General features: G+C 68.2%; 21 protein-coding genes. 11 read left to right on the plus strand and 10 right to left on the minus strand.

Annotation, left to right across the window (positions count from 1 at the left end):
- Positions 1-82: 82 nt before the first annotated feature.
- Complete coding sequence (egtD, locus tag HTY53_RS15810; RefSeq protein ID WP_254599976.1) at positions 83-1,213, minus strand: L-histidine N(alpha)-methyltransferase; 1,131 nt, start codon at positions 1,211-1,213, stop codon at positions 83-85.
- A 591-nt stretch (positions 1,214-1,804) separates the two neighbouring features.
- On the opposite strand from egtD, the gene HTY53_RS15815 reads away from it, so the two are divergent.
- The 3 genes from HTY53_RS15815 to HTY53_RS15825 all read left to right on the plus strand — a co-directional run bounded on the left by HTY53_RS15815 (position 1,805) and on the right by HTY53_RS15825 (position 3,955).
- Entirely contained in the window at positions 1,805-2,503 is a 699-nt protein-coding gene (locus tag HTY53_RS15815; protein ID WP_174107555.1) for a TerC family protein, read from the plus strand.
- Between the two features lie 169 nt (positions 2,504-2,672).
- Entirely contained in the window at positions 2,673-3,467 is a 795-nt protein-coding gene (locus tag HTY53_RS15820; protein WP_174107556.1) for a thymidylate synthase, read from the plus strand.
- The gene (locus HTY53_RS15825) at positions 3,464-3,955 is read left to right on the plus strand and encodes a dihydrofolate reductase (RefSeq protein ID WP_174107557.1); all 492 of its coding nucleotides are present in this window, start codon (positions 3,464-3,466) and stop codon (positions 3,953-3,955) included. The genes HTY53_RS15820 and HTY53_RS15825 overlap by 4 nt, the downstream gene beginning before the upstream one ends.
- 124 nt (positions 3,956-4,079) lie before the next feature.
- Here HTY53_RS15825 and pmbA read toward each other — a convergent pair whose 3' ends face one another.
- On the minus strand, positions 4,080-5,450 hold the full coding sequence (gene pmbA / locus HTY53_RS15830; protein ID WP_174107558.1) for a metalloprotease PmbA: 1,371 nt from the start codon (positions 5,448-5,450) through the stop codon (positions 4,080-4,082).
- A gap of 138 nt (positions 5,451-5,588) precedes the next feature.
- Between pmbA and yjgA the strand changes: the two genes are divergently transcribed.
- On the plus strand, positions 5,589-6,203 hold the full coding sequence (yjgA, locus tag HTY53_RS15835; protein WP_371557375.1) for a ribosome biogenesis factor YjgA: 615 nt from the start codon (positions 5,589-5,591) through the stop codon (positions 6,201-6,203).
- The gene (gene mog, locus HTY53_RS15840) at positions 6,200-6,856 is read left to right on the plus strand and encodes a molybdopterin adenylyltransferase (protein ID WP_174107560.1); all 657 of its coding nucleotides are present in this window, start codon (positions 6,200-6,202) and stop codon (positions 6,854-6,856) included. Before yjgA ends, mog begins: the two co-directional genes overlap by 4 nt.
- A gap of 150 nt (positions 6,857-7,006) precedes the next feature.
- Here mog and HTY53_RS15845 read toward each other — a convergent pair whose 3' ends face one another.
- Positions 7,007-7,888 carry an AEC family transporter gene (locus tag HTY53_RS15845; RefSeq protein WP_174107561.1) on the minus strand — a complete coding sequence of 294 codons (882 nt, stop codon included), beginning with the start codon at positions 7,886-7,888 and terminating at the stop codon, positions 7,007-7,009.
- A 126-nt stretch (positions 7,889-8,014) separates the two neighbouring features.
- Positions 8,015-8,665 carry an oligoribonuclease gene (gene orn / locus HTY53_RS15850; RefSeq protein WP_174107562.1) on the minus strand — a complete coding sequence of 217 codons (651 nt, stop codon included), beginning with the start codon at positions 8,663-8,665 and terminating at the stop codon, positions 8,015-8,017.
- A gap of 140 nt (positions 8,666-8,805) precedes the next feature.
- On the opposite strand from orn, the gene HTY53_RS15855 reads away from it, so the two are divergent.
- From HTY53_RS15855 to HTY53_RS15865, 3 genes are all read left to right on the plus strand, one after another.
- Positions 8,806-10,053, plus strand: coding sequence for a M48 family metallopeptidase (locus HTY53_RS15855; protein ID WP_174107563.1), 1,248 nt, complete (start codon positions 8,806-8,808; stop codon positions 10,051-10,053).
- Positions 10,050-11,036, plus strand: coding sequence for a ribosome small subunit-dependent GTPase A (rsgA, locus tag HTY53_RS15860; protein WP_174107564.1), 987 nt, complete (start codon positions 10,050-10,052; stop codon positions 11,034-11,036). Before HTY53_RS15855 ends, rsgA begins: the two co-directional genes overlap by 4 nt.
- A 151-nt stretch (positions 11,037-11,187) precedes the next feature.
- Positions 11,188-11,493 (plus strand): putative signal transducing protein, encoded by a 306-nt coding sequence (locus HTY53_RS15865; RefSeq protein ID WP_149316964.1) that lies wholly within the window; start codon positions 11,188-11,190, stop codon positions 11,491-11,493.
- Positions 11,494-11,548: 55 nt separating this feature from the next.
- On the opposite strand, the gene HTY53_RS15870 is transcribed toward HTY53_RS15865, so the two are convergent.
- On the minus strand, positions 11,549-12,541 hold the full coding sequence (locus HTY53_RS15870; protein ID WP_174107565.1) for a CobD/CbiB family protein: 993 nt from the start codon (positions 12,539-12,541) through the stop codon (positions 11,549-11,551).
- 187 nt (positions 12,542-12,728) lie between these two features.
- Entirely contained in the window at positions 12,729-13,427 is a 699-nt protein-coding gene (locus tag HTY53_RS15875) for a pirin family protein (RefSeq protein ID WP_174107566.1), read from the minus strand.
- 150 nt (positions 13,428-13,577) lie between these two features.
- Here HTY53_RS15875 and HTY53_RS15880 point away from each other — a divergent pair, with 150 nt between their 5' ends.
- Positions 13,578-14,501: a LysR family transcriptional regulator gene (locus HTY53_RS15880; protein ID WP_174107567.1), complete on the plus strand. Its 924-nt coding sequence runs from the start codon at positions 13,578-13,580 to the stop codon at positions 14,499-14,501.
- Between the two features lie 33 nt (positions 14,502-14,534).
- Complete coding sequence (gene gluQRS, locus HTY53_RS15885; protein WP_174107568.1) at positions 14,535-15,461, plus strand: tRNA glutamyl-Q(34) synthetase GluQRS; 927 nt, start codon at positions 14,535-14,537, stop codon at positions 15,459-15,461.
- Positions 15,462-15,488: 27 nt separating this feature from the next.
- Here the strand turns inward: gluQRS and HTY53_RS15890 are convergent, their stop codons facing one another.
- Both HTY53_RS15890 and HTY53_RS15895 read right to left on the minus strand, forming a co-directional pair.
- A complete protein-coding gene (locus HTY53_RS15890; protein ID WP_174107569.1) occupies positions 15,489-16,988 on the minus strand; it encodes a DEAD/DEAH box helicase in 1,500 nt (499 codons plus the stop codon).
- Positions 16,989-17,257: 269 nt separating this feature from the next.
- Complete coding sequence (locus HTY53_RS15895; protein ID WP_174107570.1) at positions 17,258-18,325, minus strand: LysR substrate-binding domain-containing protein; 1,068 nt, start codon at positions 18,323-18,325, stop codon at positions 17,258-17,260.
- A 230-nt stretch (positions 18,326-18,555) separates the two neighbouring features.
- Between HTY53_RS15895 and HTY53_RS15900 the strand changes: the two genes are divergently transcribed.
- Positions 18,556-19,887 (plus strand): D-serine ammonia-lyase, encoded by a 1,332-nt coding sequence (locus HTY53_RS15900; protein ID WP_302480485.1) that lies wholly within the window; start codon positions 18,556-18,558, stop codon positions 19,885-19,887.
- A gap of 123 nt (positions 19,888-20,010) precedes the next feature.
- Here HTY53_RS15900 and HTY53_RS15905 read toward each other — a convergent pair whose 3' ends face one another.
- Positions 20,011-21,009, minus strand: a complete 999-nt coding sequence (locus HTY53_RS15905; protein ID WP_174107572.1) for a tripartite tricarboxylate transporter substrate binding protein — start codon at positions 21,007-21,009, stop codon at positions 20,011-20,013.
- Between the two features lie 258 nt (positions 21,010-21,267).
- Positions 21,268-22,953 (minus strand): acyl CoA:acetate/3-ketoacid CoA transferase, encoded by a 1,686-nt coding sequence (locus tag HTY53_RS15910; RefSeq protein ID WP_174107573.1) that lies wholly within the window; start codon positions 22,951-22,953, stop codon positions 21,268-21,270.
- Between the last annotated feature and the right edge of the window lie 115 nt (positions 22,954-23,068).

Here is a 23,068-nt window from a genome sequence, read left to right on the forward strand (position 1 = left end):
CGGCATGTCAGCGGACATTATGACACCGCGGTTTTCCCCTCCCTTCTACCGCCCTTCCGCCCGCCCTGCGCCCCGCTTCCGCTCAGGCCGGCACCCGCGCGTGGAACACCGCGAACCATTGCCGCGCATCGGTCCAGCAGACCGGATCGACAAAGCCCGCGTCCTCGAGCAGCGCGGCAAACCCTTCGACGCGGTACTTGTGCGAGTCCTCGGTATGGATGCGCTCGCCGGCATGGAAGGCGCGGCCGCCGCCGGTCCAGTGAACCTCGACATCGCGCACCGCTTCCAGATGCATCTGGATACGGGATCCCTGGCGATCGAAGCTGGCGACATGGCGCCAGTCGGCCAGCACGAAATTCGCATCGATGGCGCGATTGATATTGCGCAGCACGTTGCGGTTGAACGCCGCGGTCACGCCCAGCGCATCGTCGTAGGCCGAAACCAGCTGCGCCTCGTCCTTGAGCAGATCGACGCCGATCAGCACGCCATCGCCTGGCCGCGCCGCCGCACGCAGCCGCTGCAGCAGCGCCAGCGCAGCATCGGGCGCGAAATTGCCGATGCTCGAACCCGGATAGAAGAACAGCCGCCGGCCCTGCCGGATCGGCGCCGGCAGCGCGAGCGGCGCGCACAGGTCCGCGCCCAGTCCCATCATCGGAATCTGCGGATGCTGCTGTTGCAGGCCGGCCAGCGTGTCGCGCAGAAAGTCGACCGAGATATCGAGCGCGACGTATTGGGCGGGACGCAGCACGCCGAACAGCCTGGCCGCCTTCTGGCAATTGCCGGCGCCGAGGTCGATCAGCACCCCGCCGCTGCCGCAGCGCGCGCCGATCGCGGCGGCATGCGCGGCGAAGACTTCGGCCTCGGTACGGGTCGGGTAGTACTCGGGCAAGGCGGTGATCGCCTCGAACAGGCGCGAGCCCAGCACGTCGTAGAAGTGCTTGGGCTGGACGCTGGCGTGCGGCGCCAGCAGGCCCTCGATCAGATCGGCCCGTTCGGCCTCGTCGTCGTGGCGGTACTGCTGCACGAAGGCGAGCGCGTTGCCGATGCGGGCTTGCGCCCTGGCCAGCGAAGAGGCCGCGGCCGAGGCGGGGGGCGATGCTGCGTTGGGAGGTGAAGCCGAGGAAGCGGAGGAAGCGGAGGAAGCGGAGGACGTGGTGGACGATGAAGGCGAGGAGCGCAATCCGGCGTCCTGCCGGACAAGGCGCGATGGCATACCGAACGGGTCAGCCGGCATAGGGTTCTTCCTTCTGGTCGGTTGATGTGGCTGGATGCAAGTCTGCGTACTGCACAACCCCGAACCCCCGGTCGCACCGGCGCGGCTGGCGCCCGGTGCCGGCAGGGGACACGCCGCCATCGCTGTCCGGCGGCGCATCGGCCACTGCCGATCCGGTAAGGATAGACGCTATCGGCGCGGGTTGCCTGTCGCCTTGCCGCCTACGGGCACCGTTCGTGGCGCCGGGGAGCCCCGTGCCATGGCCGTGCGCGAGGGTAAACGCCATTTGCCGCAAAGGCGACAATCGCCATCGACCTCGTTTATAATCCGTGCCCAAGCAAGGCCGACCACGGCCAAGCCCCTTCAAAGGGGAGTAGCTCCAGGGCAGCCCGCCCTTAGCACAATCGTCATTACGAGCGCCGCGTCCCCATTGCGGCCTCCGGTTGTGCTGACCGTACCTGCGGCATCGCCGATATCGCAGTTCGGTCGAGCAAGACCTTTGCAACCTGGATTCATGGTTTGCAGAGGCTCCCGTCCGCGGCTGCATGACTCCAGGCGAACCTGTATTTCACGTTTCCAATAGGAGAGTTCATGGAGTGGCTTACCGATCTGTTCACGATGCAGTTTCTGACGGCACTGCTGTCGATCGTCGTCATCGACCTGGTGCTCGCTGGCGACAATGCCATCGTGATCGCGCTGGCGGCGCGTAACCTGCCGCCGCATCTGCAAAAGAAGGCCATTATCTGGGGCACCATCGGTGCCGTGGTGGTGCGCTCGGCCATGACCATCGGCGTGGTCTGGCTGCTGAAGATTCCGGGCCTGATGCTGGTCGGTGGCCTGGCGCTGGTGTGGATCGCCTACAAGCTGCTGTCCGACGACAACGGCGAGGACGAGCATGGCGCCCCGGCGACCACGCTGGCCGGCGCGATGAAGACCATCATCATCGCCGACGCCGTGATGGGCGTCGACAACGTGCTGGCCGTGGCCGGCGCCGCGCACGGCAGCTTCCTGCTGGTGGTGCTGGGCCTGCTGATCTCGATCCCGATCGTGGTCTGGGGCTCGCGCCTGGTGCTCAAGCTGATGGCCCGCTACCCGGTCATCATCTACCTGGGCGCCGGCGTGCTCGCGTTCACCGCGGTCAAGATGATCCTGGGCGAACCGCTGGTCAAGCCGTTCTTCGCCGCCAACCAGGCGCTGGCATGGCTGCTCTACATCGTGATCATCGGCGGCGTGCTGGGGGCCGGCTATATGGTGCAGAAGCGCCGTTCGCCGGCGGCCGAAAGCCACTAAGCAGCATCCGCTCGTCCCCGCCTTCGCGGGGATGACAAGGTAGATCAAGGGGCGGCTCCGTCGGGGCCGCCCCTTTTTCATGCCGGCGCCGGCCCGGGAGCGCATCGGCTAGAATGGCGACCTGCGCCGCCAGCCCCTCGGCTGCGGCCCTTTTCCCTTTCCGACGCCGATGAAACAGTATCTCGACTTCATGCGCCATGTGTACGAGCATGGCACCGTCAAGGCGGACCGCACCGGCACCGGCACGCGCTCGGTGTTCGGCTATCAGATGCGCTTCGACCTGCGCGAAGGCTTCCCGGTGGTCACCACCAAGAAGCTGCATCTGAAGTCGATCATTTACGAGCTGCTGTGGTTTCTGCAGGGCTCGACCAATGTCCGCTGGCTGCAGGAAAACGGCGTCACGATCTGGGACGAATGGGCCGACGAGAACGGCGAGCTCGGCCCGATCTACGGCTATCAATGGCGTTCGTGGCCGGCGCCGAACGGCGAGCATATCGACCAGATTGCCCAGCTGATCGAGCAGATCCGCAGCAATCCGGATTCGCGCCGTCTGATCGTGTCGGCCTGGAACGTCGGCGACATCCCGCGCATGAAGCTGCCGCCCTGCCACGCCTTCTTCCAGTTCTACGTGGCCGACGGCCGGCTCTCGTGCCAGCTGTACCAGCGCAGCGCCGACATCTTCCTCGGCGTGCCGTTCAATATCGCCAGCTATGCGCTGCTGACGCACATGATCGCGCAGCAGACCGGCCTCGAAGTCGGCGATTTCGTCTGGACCGGCGGCGACTGCCACATCTACAGCAATCACGAGGAACAGGTCCGCACGCAGCTCGCGCGCGAGCCGATGGCGCTGCCGAAGCTGGAGATCCTGCGCAAGCCCGATTCGATCTTCGACTATCGCTACGAGGACTTCGCGCTGGTCGGCTACGAATCGCACCCGGCCATCAAGGCTCCGGTGGCGGTATGACGCTGCTGACGCTGATCGTCGCGCGCGCGCGCAACGGCGTGATCGGCCGCGACAATACGCTGCCCTGGCGGCTGCCCGAGGACCTCGCGCACTTCAAGCGCACCACGATGGGCGCGCCGGTGATCATGGGCCGCAAGACCTGGGAGTCGATCGGCCGGCCGCTGCCGGGCCGCCGCAATATCGTGGTCAGCCGCAATCCCGAACTGCGGCTCGAAGGCGCGGAAATCGCGCCCTCGCTCGAGGATGCGCTGCGCCTGTGTGTCGGCGTCGAACAGGTGTTCCTGATCGGCGGTGCGCAGCTCTATGCGGAGGCGCTACCCAGTGCCGACCGGCTGATCGTCACCGAGATCGACGCCGACTTCGACGGCGATGCGCACTTCCCCGACATCGACCCGCAGCGCTGGATTGCCACCGAGCGCGAACGGCACCATTCCGAGGCGAATGGCTTCGACTATGCGTTCGTGACGTACGAACGCGCGCCGGAGTAGTCCGCAACAGGAATCTGCCAGGGCTGTCGCCGTGCGCACTGCACGGGCGGCACTCCCTCTCCCGCTTGCGGGAGAGGGTTGGGGAGAGGGAAGCCGATGGCAGGCACCCTTAGTTTCCCGCGTCTCAATTCCCCGCAATCGTCATCTGCTCGATCAGGATCGAGCCGGTCTCCTTGGTGCCGCGCACCAGCGTGTCGGCGCCGATCGCAACGATCTGGCGGAACATCTCCGCCATATTGCCGGCGATCGTGATTTCCTCGACCGGATACTGGATCACGCCGTTCTCGACCCAGTAGCCCGACGCGCCGCGAGAATAATCGCCGGTCACGTAGTTGACGCCCTGCCCCATCAGTTCGGTCACCAGCAGGCCGGTGCCCAGCTTGCGCAGCATCGCCGGGAAATCGTCGCCAGGCTGCGTCAACTTGCTGGTCAGCGCCAGGTTGTGCGAGCCGCCGGCATTGCCGGTGGTCTGCATGCCGAGCTTGCGGGCCGAATAGGTCGACAGGAAATAGCCCTGCACCACGCCGTCGCGCACCACGTCGCGCGCACGGGTCTTGACGCCCTCCTCGTCGAACGGCGCGCTGCCCATCGCGCCCGGCACGTGGGGACGCTCGTGGATGTCGATATGCGGGGCGAACACCGCCTTGCCCAGCGTGTCGTACAGGAAGGTCGACTTGCGATACAGCGCGCCGCCGGACACGGCCTGCACGAAGGCGCCCAGCAGACCCGCCGCCAGCGGGGCTTCGAACAGCACCGGGCAGCGGCGCGTCGACAGCTTGCGCGCATGCAGCCGCGCCAGCGCCCGTTCGGCGGCGTAGCGGCCGATCGCTTCGGGCTCGGCCAGCGCTTCCGGCGCGCGCTTGGACGAATACCAGTCGTCGCGCTGCATGCCGCCGCCGCTGCCGGCGATTGGCGCGCACGAGATGAAATGGCGCGAGTACGGGTAACCGCCGACGAAGCCGCGCGAGGTCGCCAGCACGAACTGCGAATGCTGCGCCGACACGCTGGCGCCATCGCTGTTGCGGATGCGCGGCGACACCGCGAAGGCCGCTGCCTCGGCACGGCGCGCGATCTCGATGGCCTGCTCGGCGTCGATGGCCCAGGGGTGGTACAGGTCCAGATCGAGCGGATCGCGTTCGAGCAATTCCTCTTCGGCCAGACCCGCGCAGTCGTCCTCGGCGGTGAAGCGCGCGATGTTGTAGGCGGCCTCGGCGGTGGCGCGCAGCGCAGCCGGCGAAAAGTCCGAGGTGCTGGCATTGCCGCGCCGCTTGCCGATCATCACGGTCACGCCGACCACCTTGTCGCGGTTCTGCTCGATCGTCTCGACCTCGCCCTTGCGCACCGAGACCGACAGGCCGCTGCCCTCGGAGATCTCGGTGGCGGCATCGGTGGCGCCCAGTTCGCGGGCGACGCGCAGCACATCGGCTGCCATCTCGCTCAGTTGCGCCTGGGTGTAGGTGAAGTGGACGTTCTGGTCGGTCATGAGATCGGACATGCGTGAGTCTGGCGTAGTAAGTCTGGCGTAGTAGGCTGGCGTAGTCCCGCGCAGCAGAGGCGATGCCGGCATCGAGCCGGAAGCCGGGGAGGCAAACTGAAACCCAAACGGGAATCATAGCAAGATAAAATGCCGCCCATGACGCGACATCCCCGCCACTCCCCCGGCGCCGGCTTTCCCGGCGCCTTTGCCCCCGAGCCCGACGACGACTCGCCCAAGAGCAAATCCCAGCGCAAGCGCGACATGCATGCGCTGCAGGACCTTGGCACCGAGCTCGAAGCGCTGCCGAAGGACCGGCTGGCGCGCGTGCCGATGCCCGAGGTGCTCGAGGACGCCATCCGCGAGGCCCGGCGCATCACCAGCCACGAAGGCAAGCGGCGCCAGATGCAGTATGTCGGCAAGGTGATGCGCGGCCTGAACGAGGACGAGATCGACGCGATCCGGCGCGCGCTGGACGGCTTCAAGGGCACCAGCAAGGCCGAGACCGCCCGGCTGCATCTGATCGAGCGCTGGCGCGAGCTGCTGCTCAAGGACGACGAGGCGCTGACGCGTTTCCTCGCCGAGCATCCCGCAGTCGACGTGCAAGCCCTGCGCAGCCTGATCCGCAACGCGCGCAAGGAGCAGCAGCTGAACAAGCCGCCGCGCCACTTCCGCGAGCTGTTCCAGGCCATCAAGAGCGCGCTCGAGGCGCGCCAGCAGCCCGACGCGGCGCCCGCCGCGCCGTCAACCGGAGAGGATCAGGAGCCCGCATGAGCGACCTTCCCCACACCACCAGCCAGCCTGTTGTGCAGCCTGTCGCCCGTCGCCATCCCGACGAGCTGATCGTCGGCTTCGTGTCGATCTCGGACCGCGCCTCGGCCGGCACCTATCAGGACGAAGGCATTCCCGCGCTGCGCGACTGGTTCGGCCGCACGCTGACCTCGCCGTGGCAGGGCGTGGAACGGCTGATCCCCGACGAGCAGGCGCAGATCTCGCGCACGCTGATCGAACTGGTCGACGTGGCCGGCTGCGATCTGGTGCTGACCACGGGCGGCACCGGCCCCGCGCGCCGCGACGTGACGCCCGAAGCCACGCTGGCGGTCGCCACCAAGGAGATGCCTGGCTTTGGCGAACAGATGCGCCAGGTCAGCCTGCACTTCGTGCCGACGGCGATCCTGTCGCGCCAGGTGGCCGTGATTCGCGAGACGCCGAGCCATGCGGCGCTGATCATCAATCTGCCGGGCCAGCCGCGCGCGATCCGCGAGACGCTCGAAGGGCTGCGCGGCGACGACGGCAAGTCGCTGGTGCAAGGCATCTTCGCTGCGGTGCCCTACTGCATCGATCTGATCGGCGGACCCTACATCGAGACCGACGAGGCCGTGGTCAAGGCCTGGCGGCCCAAGCACGCGATCCGGCAGAAGGGCTGAGCGGCGCCGAGGTTGCCCTCTCCCCTGCCCCTCTCCCGCAAGCGGGAGAGGGGAACGCCGAAAGCACCGGCCGCGTTCGCGTGGCACTCGCTCCCCTCCCCGCTTGCGGGAGAGGGGTTGAGGGAGAGGGCAGCCCCCGGACGAATTGCCCTACCGCAAACCCAGGTAGAGCCCGACCGGCACAAACACCACCGCGGCAATATTGCCCAGCAGCACGATCGACGCGACCTGGTCCGGCTCCTGCCGGAAATGATCGGCCACCAGGAAGTTCAGCACGGCCGGCGGCAGCGCGGCAAACACGAACAGCAGGCCACGCTGCAATTCGGTCAGCGGCACCACCGCCGCCAGCGCCAGCGCGCAGACGATGCCGGTCAGCGGGCAGATCACCGCGCCGGCCAGCCCCATGCCCCAGTTGCGCAGATTGACGTCCTTCATCCGCACGCCGAGCGCGAACAGCATCAGCGGCACCGTGGCGTCGCCCAGCAGCTTGATCGACTGATAGACCGGATCGGGCAGCGCGAACCACGGCCGCGCCAGCGACAGGCCCACGCCGGCGATCGTCGCCAGCACCATCGGATTGCGCGAGATCTGCGCCAGCGAGGCATGGCGGTTGACGATCTTCAGGCCCAGCGTGAAGTGCATCAGGTTGGACGCCGCGAACAGCGCCACCGCGGGGGCGAGCCCGGCCGGCCCGAAGGCAAACACCGACAGCGGCAGCCCCATATTCCCCGAGTTGTTGAACATCATCGGCGGCACGAAAGTACGCGGGTCCGCCCCCATCAGCCGCGCCGCGCCTAACGCCAGCAGGCCGGACCCGAGCACCACGCCGACCGCGCAGGCCAGCAGCGCGAGCTGGTCGGCCAGCACGAAGTCCTTGCTGACGAAGGCCGACACCACCAGCAGCGGCGCGATGACGTCCAGCGTGGCGCGATTGATGCCCGCCATGTCGGGATGGGCCTTGCGCCCGTACAGCCAGCCGACCAGGATGATCAGGATGACCGGCGTGATGATCGAGACGATGCGCTCAAGCATGGTGCGAGAAGGACGTGGCGGATCGGTTGCCGTTCCCCCGCAAGCGGGAACCCGGTGCCTTGCGTGGGCGGGCGAAGCCGCTGGGTCCGCGCCTGCGCGGGGACGATGTGTCAGGGAATCGGGTGCTCACGCCTCGCCGGTCGGGCTTGCCGCGCCCTGCTGCTCAGCCTGGCTGCTGCGAATGAAATGCGTGCGGTAGTAGCGCAATTCCTCGATCGATTCGAGGATGTCGGCCAGCGCCGTATGCAGCTGGCGCTTGACGAAGCCCTTGTGGATCGCCGGCTCCCAGCGCTTGCACAGTTCCTTCAGCGTCGACACGTCGAGGTTGCGATAGTGGAAAAAGGCTTCCAGCTTGGGCATGTAGCGCGCCATGAAACGGCGGTCCTGGCAGATCGAATTGCCGCACATCGGCGACTTGCCGGCCGGCACCCAGCGCTTGAGGAAGGCGAGCAGCTCGGTTTCGGCCTGGGCCTCGGTCAGCGTCGATGCCTTGACCTTGTCGATCAGGCCGGAGCGGCCGTGAGTACCCTTGTTCCAGTTGTCCATAGCATCCAGGACGGCGTCTTCCTGGTGGATCACCAGCACCGGGCCCTCGGCGAGGATATGCAGTTCGGAATCGGTGACGACCACCGCGACCTCGATGATGCGGTCGTTCTCGGGCGACAGCCCGGTCATCTCCATATCGAGCCAGACCAGATTGTTTTCGCTCTTGACCGACTTGGCGGGCGTGGCGGAGGCGGGAGCGGGTACGGAGGCGGCGGAACTGGAGCTTGTCATCGGACTGCGAGAGGATCGGATAGCGGGAGGGATTGGAATATCGTGCGCCGGCATCGTGGGCCCTTGCGGGTGTGCCCGGCGCGAAGTCATATAATTCTCGCATATCGATGCACTAGACCGCCCCACAAGGCAAGGACCCGATGTTCACGCTGCTTTTTCTCGTCGCCCTGGTGGTGATGGTGCTCACCAAACTGTGGCTGGCCGCACGCCAGGTTCGCCACGTCGGCCTGCATCGCGACACCGTGCCGCCGCGCTTCGCCGATACCATCTCGCTGGCCGCGCACCGCAAGGCGGCCGACTACACGATCGCCCGCACGCGGCTGTCGATGCTCGAAGTGCTGGCCGGCGCCGCCGTGCTGATCGGCTTCACGCTGCTCGGCGGCCTGCACTGGCTGAACCAGTTCTGGTACGGCACCTTCGGTCCCGGTTATGCCTATGGCGTCGCGCTGATCGCCAGCGTCGCGCTGATCGGCGGGCTGGCCGAGCTGCCCTTCACGCTGTACGCGCAGTTCGGCATCGAACAGCGCTTCGGCTTCAACCGGATGACGTGGCGGCTGTGGCTGCTGGACACGATCAAGATGCTGGTGGTCGCCGCGGTGCTGGGCCTGCCGTTGCTGCTGGCGGTACTGTGGCTGATGGACCGGACCGGCCCGTGGTGGTGGCTGTGGACGTGGGTCGTGTGGATGGCCTTCAACCTGGTGCTGCTGGTGATCTTCCCGACCTGGATCGCGCCGCTGTTCAACAAGTTCGAGCCGCTGACCGACGAGACGCTGAAGCAGCGCATCGAAGCGCTGATGCGGCGCTGCGGCTTCGCCAGCAAGGGCCTGTTCGTGATGGACGGCTCGCGCCGCAGCGCGCACGGCAACGCCTATTTCACCGGCTTCGGCGCGGCCAAGCGCATCGTCTTCTTCGATACGCTGCTGTCGCGGCTGAACGCCGACGAGATCGAGGCCGTGCTCGCGCACGAGCTGGGCCACTTCAAGCGGCGCCATATCGTCAAGCGCATCGTCGTGACGTTCGCGCTGAGCCTGGCCTTCCTCGCGCTGCTGGGCTGGCTGTCGACGCAGGCCTGGTTCTACACGGGCCTGGGCGTGCTGCCGAACCTGATGTCGGACAGCCACGCGCTGGCGCTGGTGCTGTTCTTCCTGACGCTGCCGGTGTTCACCTTCCTGCTCGGACCGCTGTCGAGCGTGACCTCGCGCCGGCATGAATTCGAAGCCGATGCGTTCGCCGCCGAGCATGCCGATGCCGGCCATCTGGTGTCGGCGCTGGTCAAGCTGTACAAGGACAACGCCTCGACGCTGACGCCCGATCCTCTCTACAGCGCGTTCTATTACTCGCACCCGCCCGCGGCGCAGCGTATCGACCGGCTGCTGGCGCACGCATGAGCCGCCCCGCCCGACAACGAGGCGGCGCCGCCGCCAGCCGCGGCGTGCCTGCTGCATCGACCCGCGAATCGACGCGAGAAGCCGCGCTGATCGTGGCCGCGCACGGCCGTCACTATGTGATCGAGCTCGACGACGGCGAGCGCACGCGCATGCATGCGTTTCCGCGCGGCAAGAAGAGCGAATGCGCGGTCGGCGACCGCGTGCGCGTCGAGCGCGCGGCGGCCGACCAGTGTGTGATCGTCGAGGTCGAGCCGCGCCGCAATCTGCTGCATCGTTCCGATCAATTCAAATCGAAGCTGCTGGCCGCCAATATCGACCAGGTCGCGATCGTGCTGGCGACCGAGCCGAGCTTCTCGGAGGATCTGCTGGGCCGCGCGCTGGTCTCCGCCGAGGCGTTGGAGATCGCGCCGCTGATCCTGCTGAACAAGACCGATCTGACCGAACGGCTGGAGGAGGCGCGGCGCCGGCTGACGCTGTACCGCCAGCTCGGCTATCCGACCGTCGAGCTGTCGGTACACGGCAATCCCGACGATGCGCTGGCGCAGCTGCGCCCGCTCACCGCCGGACGCGCGACCATCCTGATCGGCCAGTCCGGCATGGGCAAGTCGTCGCTGCTGAATCTGCTGATTCCGGGGGTGGAGGCGCAAACCCGCGAGATCTCGGCCAAGCTCGATTCGGGCAAGCACACCACGACGTTCACGCGGCTGTACCACCTGCCCGCCGACTGGGGCCAGGGCGGCAGTCTGATCGATTCGCCGGGCTTCCAGGAGTTCGGCTTGCACCATCTGTCCGAAGGCATGCTCGAGCGCGCCTTCCCCGAGTTCCGCCCGCGGCTGACCGAATGCCGCTTCTACAACTGCCACCATATCAACGAGCCGGGCTGCGGGGTGCTGGCCTCGGTCGACGCCGGCGGTATCGCACCGCGGCGGCATCAGCTGTATCTGCAGCTATTGCACGAGTCGAGGCAGCAGAAGCCGTGGTAGCAGTGTCGCGTTCGGCGGACGGCAACGGAGCTCGTTGAAGCGATGAGAGACTCTTTCTCCCGCTTGCGGGAGAGGGGAGAACACCCACGTCTTCCGCCATGTCGCCGCGCCCGTGCTAAGGTCTGAAGCATCCCCACTGCCGGTGATGCCGATGAAACTGCTGCTGTCGACGCCCTCGCTGGTGCATGCGGCGCACTGCCGCAATCTGCTGCTGGCCGCGGGCATCCGTGCGCAACTGCGCAATACGTGGCTGGCCGGCGCGACCGGCGATATTCCGTTTCAGGAGAGCGCGCCGCAGGTGTGGCTGCTCGACGACGCGCGCGAGGAGGAAGCTTGGGCCGTGCTCGATGCGGCCGCCAATCCGGCGCCGGGGCCGCGCTGGCGTTGCACGCGCTGCGGGGAATGGCACGAGGCGCAGTTCGGCGCCTGCTGGCAGTGCGGCAGCCCGCGGCCGTGACGCTCCGCCAGGCCCTGCGCTGGTCGCCTTGGCCCGGCCGACCCTCAGCCGACCCTCAGCCGACCCAGCTCGCCAGCGACAGCATCGCCAGCAGCAGCATCCACAGCACCACCGCGCGCCAGACCAGTCCGACCGCCGACTGCAGTGCCCGTACGCCGGGGTCGGCGCCGAGCTCGGGCGCGGCCGGCTCGGGCACGCCGTCGTCCTCCATGCCGGGGGCATAGTCGAACGCGGCGCCGGTGCCGGGGCTGGCCAGCACCACGCTGGTGTCGTCCTCGGCCAGCGGCGTGCCCAGGCGCACGCCGAGGGCGCCGCCGCCGCTGGCCAGCAGGATGCCATTGGTCTCGTCGCGCCACTTGCGCGCATGGTTGCGCCACGCGTAGACCGCGTCCTCGAAGTTGCCGACGATCGCAAAGCCGATTGCGGTCAGCCGCGACGGCACCCAGTCCATCAGATGGAAGGCGCGCGCGGCAAAACGGCCGAACGCCGGGCTGCGCTCGGTCGACGGCAGATTCCATTGCCGCGACAGGTACTCGGCAACGCGGTACAGCACCACGCCGGCCGGGCCTATCGGCAGCAGGAACCAGAAGAACACGCCGAACACATGCCGATGCACGGCGACGATGGCCGCCTCCAGCGTATGGCGGACGATCTCGCTGATCGGCATGTCGACGGTATCGAGCCCGGTCCACTCGTGCAGCAGCGCGCGCGCGGTGGCCGGATCGTCGCGGTTGAGCGCGTCGTGAATGTCGGTGAAGTAGTGGCTGAACTGGCGGAAGCCCAGCGTCAGGTACAGCAGCAGGACGTTCCACGCCAGCGTCAGCGCGACGCTGATCGTCGCCAGCAGATGGTGGACCGCCAGCGCCGCCAGGGTCAGGGGCAGCGCCACCGTCATCCACGCCAGCGCCGCGTCGCGCGGCCGGCCGGTGTCGAAGGCGCGCTCGGCCCGTTCGGCGAGCGCGCGCACCATCTCGTGAATGGGATTGTTGCGGCCCAGAGCGCGGAACTGCTCGGCGATCAGCGCAAGAAGGACGGAAACGAAGGTCATCTCGGGTCGAAAATAGGCGGCGAGGCGAGCTGCCGGGCCGTCCCGGACCATGTGCCGGTCCGGGCGCTTATCTATAGCGAGAAGATAGCACAGCGCTTCCGCCTGCCCTGCCCGGCAGGACTTCGCGTTACATCTGCTTGCCTTGACGCTGCCGCCCCCCGCGCTCCCGGGGGCGACATCGGCACCGTCACGGCAGATCGAACACCAGCACCTCGGCGTCATCGCCCTGCGCCAGGCTGACCGCGTCCGTGCCCTCGAGCTTGGCCGCATCGCCGGCCTCCAGCGCCTGGCCGTTGACCGTGATGGCGCCGCGGGCGACATGCACATAGGCCCGCCGGCCCGGCGCGAGCGTCAGCGTCGCGGTCTCGTCGCCATCGAACAGGCCGGCGTAAAGCCGCACGTCCTGATGGATCCGCACCGAGCCGTCGGCACCGTCGGGGCTGCCGACCAGGCGCAGCCGGCCGCGCTTGTCGGCCGCGTCGAAGTGCTTCTCCTCGTAGCCCGGTTCGATGCCGTTGCGATCCGGCACGATCCAGATCTGCAGAAAATGGGTGGTGTCGTGCGCAGCATGGTTGTACTCCGAATGGCGCACGCCGGTGCCGGCGCTCATCCGCTGCACGTCGCCGGGGCGGATCACGCTGCCGTTGCCGATGCTGTCCTTGTGCGCCAGCTCGCCCGACAGCACGTAGCTGATGATCTCCATGTCGCGATGGCCGTGCGTGCCGAAGCCCATGCCGGGGGCGACGCGGTCCTCGTTGATGACGCGCAGCGGCCCGAACTGCACATGGCGCGGATCGAAATAGTCGGCGAACGAAAAGCTGTGATACGACTGGAGCCAACCATGGTCGGCATAACCACGTTCTGCGGACTTGCGGATTTCAATCATTTTGATGTCCTTCCTGGCTAGTGGTCCTCCGCTTCATCCTCCCGGACTTGCATATGGACCGTCTGTTCTGCAACGATGCTAGGAAGTTTAGGACGCCTGCGCTATATTGGCGGCGGGCCATTTGCAAGCACTCATTCAGAATTTCTGAATATGCCACTCTCTCTCGAATCCCTGGAAGTTCTCGACGCGATCGAACGCAAGGGCAGCTTCGCCGCCGCCGCGCATGAAATGGGCAAGGTGCCGTCGGCGCTGACCTATGTGGTGCGCCGGCTCGAGGAAGATCTCGACGTGCTGCTGTTCGACCGCCGCCGCCATCGCGCCGAACTGACGCCGGCCGGGCGCGCGCTGCTCGACGAAGGACGCCACCTGCTGCACGCGGCCGACGATCTGGCGCGCCGGGTCAAGCGGCTGGCCACCGGCTGGGAGGCCAGCCTCAATATCGTGGTCGACGACCTGATCAATTTCCGCGCGCTGCTGCCGGTGATCCAGGACTTCTATGCGGAGAACAGCGCCACGCGGCTGCGCTTCGCCAAGGAGGTGCTGGGCGGCTCCTGGGACGCGCTGGTCAGCAACCGGGCCGATCTGGTGATCGGCGGCGCCTACGATGCGCCCAGCACCCAGGGCTTTCAGATCCGCTCGCTCGGCGCGATGCCGTTCGTGTTCGCCGTGGCCTCCCATCATCCGCTCGCCAGCGAGCCGGGGCCGCTGACCAGCACGCAGATCGCCCGCCATCGCATCGTCGCGGTCGGCGACACCTCGCGCAATCTGCCGGCGCGCACGCATGGCGTGCTGGCCGGACAGGACATGCTGGTGGTGCCGACCATGCGCGACAAGCTCGATGCGCAGATCCGCGGCCTGGGCTGCGGCTGGCTGCCGGCACCGATGGCGCAGCCGCATATCGAGAGCGGCGTGCTGCAGGTGCGCGAGACCGTCGAGGTGCGCGCGCCCGGCACCTTCACGATCGCCTGGCGCACCAGCCATCGCGGCAAGGCGCTGCAATGGTGGACCGACAAGCTGCAGAATCCGCGGCTCGCCCAGGCGCTGCTGTCGCAACAACCGGGCGCGCCGGAGTAGCAAGGCATGATCGCAGTACCGGGGCAGGCCGGAATGCCAGCCGATCGTCGCTACCGCGGCCGCTTCGCCCCCTCTCCCACCGGACCGCTGCATCTGGGCTCGTTGGTCACGGCGCTGGCCAGCTGGCTCGACGCCCGTGCCCACGGCGGCCAGTGGCTGGTCCGCATCGAGGACATCGATTATCCGCGCTGCGTGCGCGACGCCGACCGCCAGATCCTGCAGACGCTCGATCGCGTTGGCCTGCATCCGGACGAAGAACCGGTCTGGCAGAGCCGCCGCGAGGCGCTGTACGCCGAGGCGCTGCACCGGCTCGAGGCGGCCGGGCTGGTCTATCCCTGCGGCTGCTCGCGCAAGGAGATCGCCGACTCGCTGCGCCACGTCCGCGAGCGCCATCAGACGCTGGCCTACCCCGGCACCTGCCGCAACGGCCTGCATGGCAAGCTGCCGCGGGCCTGGCGCGTGCGCGTGCCGGACGGCGAGGAAGCGGTGCTGTGCTTCGACGATCGCTGGCAGGGCCGGCAATGCCAGGACCTGGCCACCGAACTGGGCGATTTCGTGCTGCGCCGGGCCGACGGCCTATGGGCGTACCAACTGGCGGTGGTGGTCGACGATGGCCTGCAGGGCATCTCGCATATCGTGCGCGGCGCGGACCTGCTGGAGTCGACCCCGCGCCAGATCCACCTGCAGCGGCTGCTGGAATTGCCGACGCCTGCCTATCTGCATGTGCCGGTCGTCGTCAACGCAGTCGGGGAGAAATTGAGCAAGCAGACCGGCGCCGAAGCGATCGACGCGCTGGCACCGCTGGATGCGCTGCGCGCGGCCGGCGCGCATCTGGGCTTGCAGAGCGGCCGCGCCGACATCGAAGGCTGGCTGACCGAGGCGACCGCGCAGTGGGCCGCAAGGTGGGCCGTGCCGGCGGCCAGATCGCACATTGCGCCGCCGTCGGGCGGCGCAAACTAAGCAACCGTTCGAAAGACGATCAGTCGATCAGGACTTGCGCGGCACGCCGCCCAGCAGCGCGGCGACCGGGCGCTTCGGCCGGGCACGCGCCAGACCGACCTGGCGCGGATCCAGCGTCGACTCGGCGGACGGCTGCGAGGCCGCGGCCGACGGGCTCGGCTCATAGGGCCGCGAGAAGAACGGATCGTCGGCCGGACGGAAGGCATTGCGCGCGCTGCCGTGATCGGGCTTGCGCGGACGATCGTCGCTGTCGGCACGTGAGCGGCGCGGCTCCGACGAACGCGCGCGGCGGCGGTCGTCGTCGGCGGCGCGCAAGCGCGCTCCCGCCGGATCGAAGCCTTCGAGCTGGGCGCGCGGAATCTGCCGCTTCAGCATCTTCTCGATATCGGCCAGCAGCCGTTCGTCGCCCGGCACGAAGATCGACAGCGCATCGCCGGTAGCGCCGGCGCGGCCGGTACGGCCGATCCGGTGCACATAGTCCTCGGCGTTGAACGGCAGATCGAAGTTGATCACGCAGGGCATGTCGGCGATGTCGAGGCCGCGCGCGGCGACGTCGGTGGCGACCAGCGCGTCGATGGTGCCCTGCTTGAAGCCTTCCAGCGTCTGCATCCGCTCGGTCTGCGTCTTGTCGCCGTGGATCGCGGCGGCATTGATGCCCTCCCGTTCCAGATGGCGCGCCAGGCGCGAGCAGCCGATCTTGCTGTTGACGAAGACGATGCACTGGCGCGACAGGCCCTGCTCGGCACGCTGCTTCAGCAGATGCACCACGGCCTCCTGCTTCTGGCCGTCCTGCACCTGGTAGACCGTCTGGCGCACGTTCTCGTTGGCAGAGTTGCTGCGCGCCACTTCGATCGTCACCGGCTGGTGCAGATAGCTCGCCGCCAGCTTCTTGATCTCCGGCGAGAAGGTCGCCGAGAACAGCAGCGTCTGACGCTTGGCCGGCAGCAAATTGATGATGCGCTGCAGGTCGGGCAGGAAGCCCATGTCCAGCATGCGATCGGCCTCGTCCAGCACCAGCATCTGCACCTGCGACAGGTTGACCGACTTCTGCTGGACGTGGTCGAGCAGACGGCCCGGGGTCGCGACCAGGATCTCGACGCCGCGGCGCAGCGCGTCGGTCTGCGGATTCATGTCGACGCCGCCGAACACCACGGTGCTGCGCAGATCGGTGTGGCGCGCATAGCGGGCCACGTTGTCGTAGACCTGGTCGGCCAGTTCGCGCGTCGGCGTCAGCATCAGCGCGCGCACCGGGTGCCGCGCCGGCGAGGCGCTGGCGTTGGCCATCGGCAGCAGCCGCTGGATGATCGGCAGCGCGAAGCCCGCGGTCTTGCCGGTGCCGGTCTGCGCGGCGCCCATCACGTCCTTGCCCAGCAGCACCACCGGGATCGCCTGCGCCTGGATCGGCGTCGGCTTGGTATAGCCCTGCTCGGTCAGCGCGCGCAGCACGCGCGGGTCGAGCCCGAAACTGTCGAAGGTGATGTCGTCGGTGGGGGTCGGTACAGCAGTGGTGTTCGTGTTCGTGGTCATGGTTTGGGTGTCTGGCGAAGGCGAACCCGGCGCCAGCGGACACGCATCGATCGAACGCAATGGAACTGGCGGTAGCCGCGCAGTGCTTGGCCTGGGCGGTAAGGGCGGCTCGGGGCTGTGGGATCGGTACCGCAATCCGTACCGCAATCGGCACAATCGGCACCATAATCCGGACCGATTTCGAGGCCCTGCCGCGCCGAGATCGGCGACATTTGGCAAGCCGATCAATAGCGCTACAGAATCAAAGACTTAGATTCTACAACAGCGGGCTACTGCGGGGTAGTGCGACGCTGGCGAGTGTGGTACGGCCCTGGTACGGCCGCGCCTGCACCGGCAGGCTGGCGGCGGCTGCGCGGCGACGCACGACGGCCCTTGCGTGCCCGGTCCGCCCGCGCCAGCCACAACGTCCACGCCGCCTCAAAGCGCGCGCCCTCGGCCTCCAGCCAGCTCCCGATCGCGGCTACCTCCGGACTCCGACCGCTGGCCGAGACGAAATGGTAGGCGGCCGGGCTCGGCAGGTGCACGCCGAACAGATCGACCAGCCGGCCCGCCTCGAGATCGTCCAGCACCAGCGCTGCCCGTCCCATTGCCACGCCCTGCCCTGCCAGCGCGGCGCCGATCGCCAGTTGCGACAGGTTGAAGCGCTGCCCCTGCTGCAGGTCTGGCACCGTGACGCCGGCCTGCTGCAGCCAGCCGCTCCACTCTTCGAACTCGCCCGCGCCGTCCCAGGGGCTGGCATCGTGCAGCAGCAGGGCGCCGCGCAGGTCTGCCGGCGAGCGCAGTTCGGGATGCGCGGCGGCGAAGGCCGGGCTTGCCACCGGCAGCAGCCATTCGTCGAGAAAGCGCCGCGCATGCACGTCGCGGTAGGCACCGGGATCGAAGCGCACTGCCGCGTCGATGCCCTCGCGCAGCATGCGGCCGCGGTCCAGCGCCTGGAATTCGCCATGCACGCGCAAGGCCAAATCAGGGTGATCGCGGAAGAAGCTGCCCAGCCGCGGCGTCAGCCACCGCATCGCGAAGGACGGCGAACACGACAGCGAGACCGGCCCCGCCTCGCCGCGCCGACGCAATTGCGCCAGCGCGCCCTCGATCGCCTCGAACGACTCGCGCAGCACGCCGCGCAGCCGCTCGCCCTCGGGCGTCAGCACCAGCGCGCGGGGCGTGCGCAGGAACAGCGGGCGTCCCAGCCATTGCTCCAGTTGCTTGACCTGCTGGCTGACCGCGCCCTGCGTCACGCACAGTTCGCCGGCGGCACGGGTGAAGCTGTGGTGGCGCGCGGCGGCTTCGAAGCAGCGCAGCCAGGCCAGCAAGGAGGCGGAGAGTGGGGCAGCAGCCATCGGCATCCCATCAGTTTGACTAATGCATGGCCCAGCAGCAATGGTTTGCGGCAACGGCATGCCCGGAGAACAATGCGGTCAGCGAGCCGGCCCGAAGATCGGCATCCCCTCAATTCCCGCTCAAGCTTGCGACCGCCGCCACCGACGTGAACGACCCCACCGATTTCCCCGCCCATACAGGCAGATCGACCACACCGGCAGCCACCGCTGCGCCCGCTGCCGATGCCGCGCTGCTGTCGGCACTGGCCGCGGCCGAGCCATGTCTGTGGACCAATCCGCTGCTGGCGCCGCAACCCCCCACGGCGGTGCGGGCCGGCGCAAAGGACATTAGTCTAGCTGATGTCCACGCGGCCCGCGCCCGCTTCGACCGCTTTGGCCCGCTGCTGCAGCGGCTGTTCCCCGAACTGGCCGGCAGCGCAGGCGCGATCGAGTCGCCCGTGCTGCCCGCCTCCGCGCTGCAGCCCGCCATCGGCCTGTCGCCCGGCAGCGGCAGGCTGTGGATCAAGGCCGATCACAGCCTGCCGGTGGCTGGTTCGATCAAGGCCCGCGGCGGCATCCACGAGGTACTGGAGTACGCCGAACGACTCGCCGTGCAGCACGGGCTGGTGACCGAGGGCGATGACTACGGCGTGCTGGCCGATCCGGCACCGCGCGCAATCTTCTCGCGCTACCAGGTCGCCGTGGGCTCGACCGGCAATCTGGGCCTGAGCATCGGCGTGATGGCCTCCGCGCTGGGCTTTCGCGCGGTCGTGCATATGTCGGCCGACGCCAAGCCGTGGAAAAAGGACCGGCTGCGCGCACGCGGCGTCGAGGTGATCGAGCACGCAGGCGACTACCAGCAGGCGGTAGCGGCCGGCCGCGCACAGGCGCAACAGGACCCGACCTGCCACTTCGTCGATGACGAGCGCTCGCTGTCGCTGCTGCTGGGCTACAGCGCCGCGGTGCTGCACCTCGAGGCGCAATTGCACGAGCACGGCATCGCGCCCGAGGCGCAGCGACCGCTGTTCGTCTATCTGCCGTGCGGGGTCGGCGGTGCGCCGGCCGGCATTGCCTTCGGCCTGAAGCAGCGGTATGGCCCGCACGTGCATTGCTTCTTTGCCGAGCCGACCCAGTCGCCGTGCTTCCTGGTGCAGATGATCGGCGCCGAGGTCAACGGCGCCGGCGGCAATCCCTCGGTTTACGACTACGGGCTGAGCAATCGCACCGAGGCCGACGGCCTGGCGGTGCCGCGCGCCTCCGAGCTGGCCGCGTCGGCCATGCGCGAACTGCTGTCGGGCGTCTACACGGTGGCGGACGAACAGCTGTTCCGCGATCTGTATCTGGCCAGGCGCGATGCCGGCATCGAGATCGAGCCGTCGGCCGCCGCCGGCTTCAGCGGCCCCGCGATGCTGGCGGGCACCGAGGCCGGGCAGGCCTATCTGGCCCGCCATGGCTTGACCGACGTGATGGCCACCGCCACGCATCTGGTCTGGACCACCGGCGGGCGGTTCGTTCCCGCGGAGGAATACCGGCGCTTTCTGGCGCGCGGCGAGGCGCTGGCGGCTTCGTCAAGGCCGCGCTGAGCGGCGGGGCAATCGGGGACAGCCCTGCAAAGAGCAAGGGCCGGCGATCTCGTGATCGCCAGCCCTCACCCTACCCCGCTAAGACAGGCAAGCCACGGTGCGCCCATGACGGACGCGGGCGTATCAGTCGCCCTTGATGCCGTTGTCCTGGATGACCTTGCCCCACTTCTTGTCGTCGGCACGCATGCGCGCCGCCAACTGCTCGGGCGGCATGTATGCCGCCACGGTGCCCGCGCCCAGCATCTTCTGCTGGACCGTCGGATCGGCCAGCGCGGCCTTCAGCTCGGCCGACAGCTTTGCGATGATGTCCTTCGGCGTGCCGGCCGGCGCCAGCAGGCCGCCCCAGGCGGTCGCCTCGAAGCCCGGGAAGCCCTGCTCGGCCACGGTCTTGACGTCCGGGGTGAAGCTGACGCGCCTGGCCGAGCCTACCGCGATCGGGCGCAGCTTGCCGGCCTTGATGTGCGGCAGCGCGGCGATCATGTCGGAGAACATCATCGGCACCTGACCCGCCAGCAGATCCTGAATCGCCGGCGCGCTGCCCTTGTACGGCACGTGCTGCACGTCGAAGTCGCCCAGGTTCTGCAGCAGCTCGGTCGACAGATGGCCGAAGCTGCCGTTGCCGGCGCTGGTGTAGTTCATCTCGCCCGGCTTGGCCTTGGCCTTGGCAATGTACTGCTGCAGCGTGGTCACGTCGGGCAGCGAATTCGAATTGACCACCATCACGATCGGCAGATCGTAGGCGGCGCCGATCGGCGCGAAGTCCTTGAACAGGTCGTAGCCCTTGCGATTGACCAGATGCGGCGCGATCAGCGTGGGCGTGGCCAGCACCAGCAGCGTATAGCCGTCGGCCGGGCTCTTGGCGACGTTCTCGGCGCCGATGGTGCCCGACGCGCCGGGACGGTTGTCGACCACCACCGGCTGCTTCAGCGATTCGCTGAGCTTCTGGCCGATGATGCGCGCGGCGGTATCGGTCGGGCCGCCCGGCGGGAACGGCACCACCAGCCGGATCGGCTTGGAGGGATAGCTGTCGGCGAACGCCTGGGTGGCGAACAGCGGCAGAGAAACGGTCAGCATCGCGGCGCCGAGGCGGCACGCGAAGGTACGGCGGCTTGTGTTCTGCATGGCAACAAGAGAAACGTCATCCGAAATCGGCGCAGTCCGCGTCGGGCGCGCCGGCGAAACAGGCAACTCGAGCGGTTCGCAGGGCAATCGGTGGGCCCGGCGAACCTGAATCGATCCCGTCAGTTCCAGTCGAAACAAGGCGTGGTTGGTCTCCTTGTGGTGCTTCGTGGCCGGTGGTCCGGCCTTGTCGTTCTTGTGAAGGAAGAGCGGCCGTTGCACCGCCCCGCGAATCGGATCGAAAGCTTCAGGCCGCGCGCTTCAGCCAGCCTGGGCGATCGAGAACGGCCCCGGCCGGAACAGGCATGCGTCCATCGGCCGCAGGTCGGGCGCGACCGCGATCGGCGTCGCGCACTGCGCCAGCACATCGCGCTGCAGGTCCACGCCGGGCGCGATCTCGATCAGCGTCAGCCGGGCCTCTCCGCTTGCATCCGGGCGCATCTCGAACACCGCGCGCTCCGTGATGTACAGCACCGGCACGCCCAGCGAGGCCACATACGGCCCGTTGAAGCTCAGGTGCGAGACCCCGGGCACGATCTTCTTGACCCGCCCCTCGCGCGCGATATGCAGCTGGCCGCCCTCGGCACGGACCTCGAGTCCGCCCGCCGTCAGCGTGCCCATGAAGACCACCGCCTTGGCGCTCTGCGTGATATTGATGAAGCCGCCGACGCCGGCGATCAGCGCCTGCGCGCCCTCGCCGAACTTGCTGACGTTGACGTTGCCGTGGCCGTCGAGCTCGGCCAGGCCGAGGATCGCCAGATCGATGCCGCCGCCCTCGTAGAAATCGAATTGCGAGGGCTGGTCGATCACCGCCTCGGGGTAGGCCGACGCGCCGAAGCTCAGGCCGTCGGCCGGCGTGCCGCCGATCGGACCGGCTTCGACGGTCAGCGTGAAGCCGTCCAGTCCCGCCTCTTCGGCCAGCATGCCGACCGCTGCCGGCATGCCGACGCCGAGATTGACCACGCGCGGGCGGCGCCTGGCCAGCTCGAGCACCGCACGGCGCTGCGCGATGGTGCGGGCGTCGAGCGCGGGCTCGGGCTCCGTCTGCGTGTTTTCTTGCGTGTTTTGCGGGTTTTGCGTGGCGGTTGACGTCACCGCTTCGCACTTCGCCCCCGCCTCGCCGCGCCACGGCGTCACATAGGCGGCGTTGAAGCGCTCGGCGAAGGTCATCTGATGATGGGCCGGGTCCTCGCTGACCACCACGTAGTCGACCAGAATGCCGGGCACATGGATCGCCTGCAGGTTGTCGTGACGGTCGACCAGCTGCTCGACCTGCGCGATCACGATGCCGCCCGAGTTATGCGCGGCCTGCGCCATCGCCAGCAACTCGTGATGGAAGGCCTCCCGATGCGTGCTCAGATTGCCGCGCGGATCGGCCGCGGTGCAGCGGATCAGCGCGCAGTGGATCGGGAAGCTCGGATAGAACAGATAGTCGTCGCCGCGGAAGGACACCGCCTCGACCCAATTGGCGCGGCCCTCGGCGATCGCTTCGCGCGCCCGCCGGTTGATCGCGCCGCCGTGGTAGCGCGGGTCAAGCTCGCCGCGCGGATCGACGAAGGTGTGCAGGCCGATCTTCGTCATCACGCCCGGCTTGCCGCCGGCGATCGCGCGATACAGGTGTGTCAGCACGCCCTGCGGCAGGTTGTAGCCCTCGCACTGCTCGGCCATCGCAAGATCCGCGAGCCGCGTCGCCGAGCGCCAGTGGCCGCCGACGATCGACGCGGTCATGCCCGCATTGCCGAAGTGATTGACGCCGCGTGCGCCGCGATCGCCCTGCCCGGCCGAATAGACCAGCGTCAGGTCGCGCGGCAGGCCGCTCTGCAGGAAGCGGCGCTCCAGCGCCTCGGTCACCGCCTCGGCATGGCCGGCTCCGACGAAGCCGGCGCTTGCCACCGTCCATCGGTCCTGTACCAATACCGCCGCCTGTTCTGCGGTGATCACCTTCATGCTGTCTCCTGATGCTGCAGCGCGCCTTTGCGCGGCGCTGTCGCCGTCGGCGCCCGGCATGGGAGCGCGCTTGTCGGCGGGAATGGGCGCTTCGAATCCCGGACGCGAGACCGGG

The sequence above is a fragment of the Cupriavidus gilardii genome (assembly GCF_013314895.1).
GTDB lineage: Bacteria > Pseudomonadota > Gammaproteobacteria > Burkholderiales > Burkholderiaceae > Cupriavidus > Cupriavidus gilardii_C.

Bases quoted from the DNA above. Each gene is read 5' to 3' on its own strand.
- HTY53_RS15845 (WP_174107561.1), bottom strand. From the start codon at position 7,888: ATGCTTGAGCGCATCGTCTCGATCATCACGCCGGTCATCCTGATCATC.
- rsgA (WP_174107564.1), top strand. From the start codon at position 10,050: ATGAGCCGCCCCGCCCGACAACGAGGCGGCGCCGCCGCCAGCCGCGGC.
- HTY53_RS15910 (WP_174107573.1), bottom strand. From the start codon at position 22,953: ATGAAGGTGATCACCGCAGAACAGGCGGCGGTATTGGTACAGGACCGA.
- HTY53_RS15905 (WP_174107572.1), bottom strand. From the start codon at position 21,009: ATGCAGAACACAAGCCGCCGTACCTTCGCGTGCCGCCTCGGCGCCGCG.
- egtD (WP_254599976.1), bottom strand. From the start codon at position 1,213: ATGCCATCGCGCCTTGTCCGGCAGGACGCCGGATTGCGCTCCTCGCCT.
- HTY53_RS15855 (WP_174107563.1), top strand. From the start codon at position 8,806: ATGTTCACGCTGCTTTTTCTCGTCGCCCTGGTGGTGATGGTGCTCACC.
- gluQRS (WP_174107568.1), top strand. From the start codon at position 14,535: ATGCCAGCCGATCGTCGCTACCGCGGCCGCTTCGCCCCCTCTCCCACC.
- pmbA (WP_174107558.1), bottom strand. From the start codon at position 5,450: ATGTCCGATCTCATGACCGACCAGAACGTCCACTTCACCTACACCCAG.
- HTY53_RS15895 (WP_174107570.1), bottom strand. From the start codon at position 18,325: ATGGCTGCTGCCCCACTCTCCGCCTCCTTGCTGGCCTGGCTGCGCTGC.
- HTY53_RS15820 (WP_174107556.1), top strand. From the start codon at position 2,673: ATGAAACAGTATCTCGACTTCATGCGCCATGTGTACGAGCATGGCACC.
- HTY53_RS15815 (WP_174107555.1), top strand. From the start codon at position 1,805: ATGGAGTGGCTTACCGATCTGTTCACGATGCAGTTTCTGACGGCACTG.
- mog (WP_174107560.1), top strand. From the start codon at position 6,200: ATGAGCGACCTTCCCCACACCACCAGCCAGCCTGTTGTGCAGCCTGTC.
- orn (WP_174107562.1), bottom strand. From the start codon at position 8,665: ATGACAAGCTCCAGTTCCGCCGCCTCCGTACCCGCTCCCGCCTCCGCC.
- yjgA (WP_371557375.1), top strand. From the start codon at position 5,589: ATGACGCGACATCCCCGCCACTCCCCCGGCGCCGGCTTTCCCGGCGCC.
- HTY53_RS15865 (WP_149316964.1), top strand. From the start codon at position 11,188: ATGAAACTGCTGCTGTCGACGCCCTCGCTGGTGCATGCGGCGCACTGC.
- HTY53_RS15880 (WP_174107567.1), top strand. From the start codon at position 13,578: ATGCCACTCTCTCTCGAATCCCTGGAAGTTCTCGACGCGATCGAACGC.
- HTY53_RS15875 (WP_174107566.1), bottom strand. From the start codon at position 13,427: ATGATTGAAATCCGCAAGTCCGCAGAACGTGGTTATGCCGACCATGGT.
- HTY53_RS15890 (WP_174107569.1), bottom strand. From the start codon at position 16,988: ATGACCACGAACACGAACACCACTGCTGTACCGACCCCCACCGACGAC.
- HTY53_RS15825 (WP_174107557.1), top strand. From the start codon at position 3,464: ATGACGCTGCTGACGCTGATCGTCGCGCGCGCGCGCAACGGCGTGATC.
- HTY53_RS15870 (WP_174107565.1), bottom strand. From the start codon at position 12,541: ATGACCTTCGTTTCCGTCCTTCTTGCGCTGATCGCCGAGCAGTTCCGC.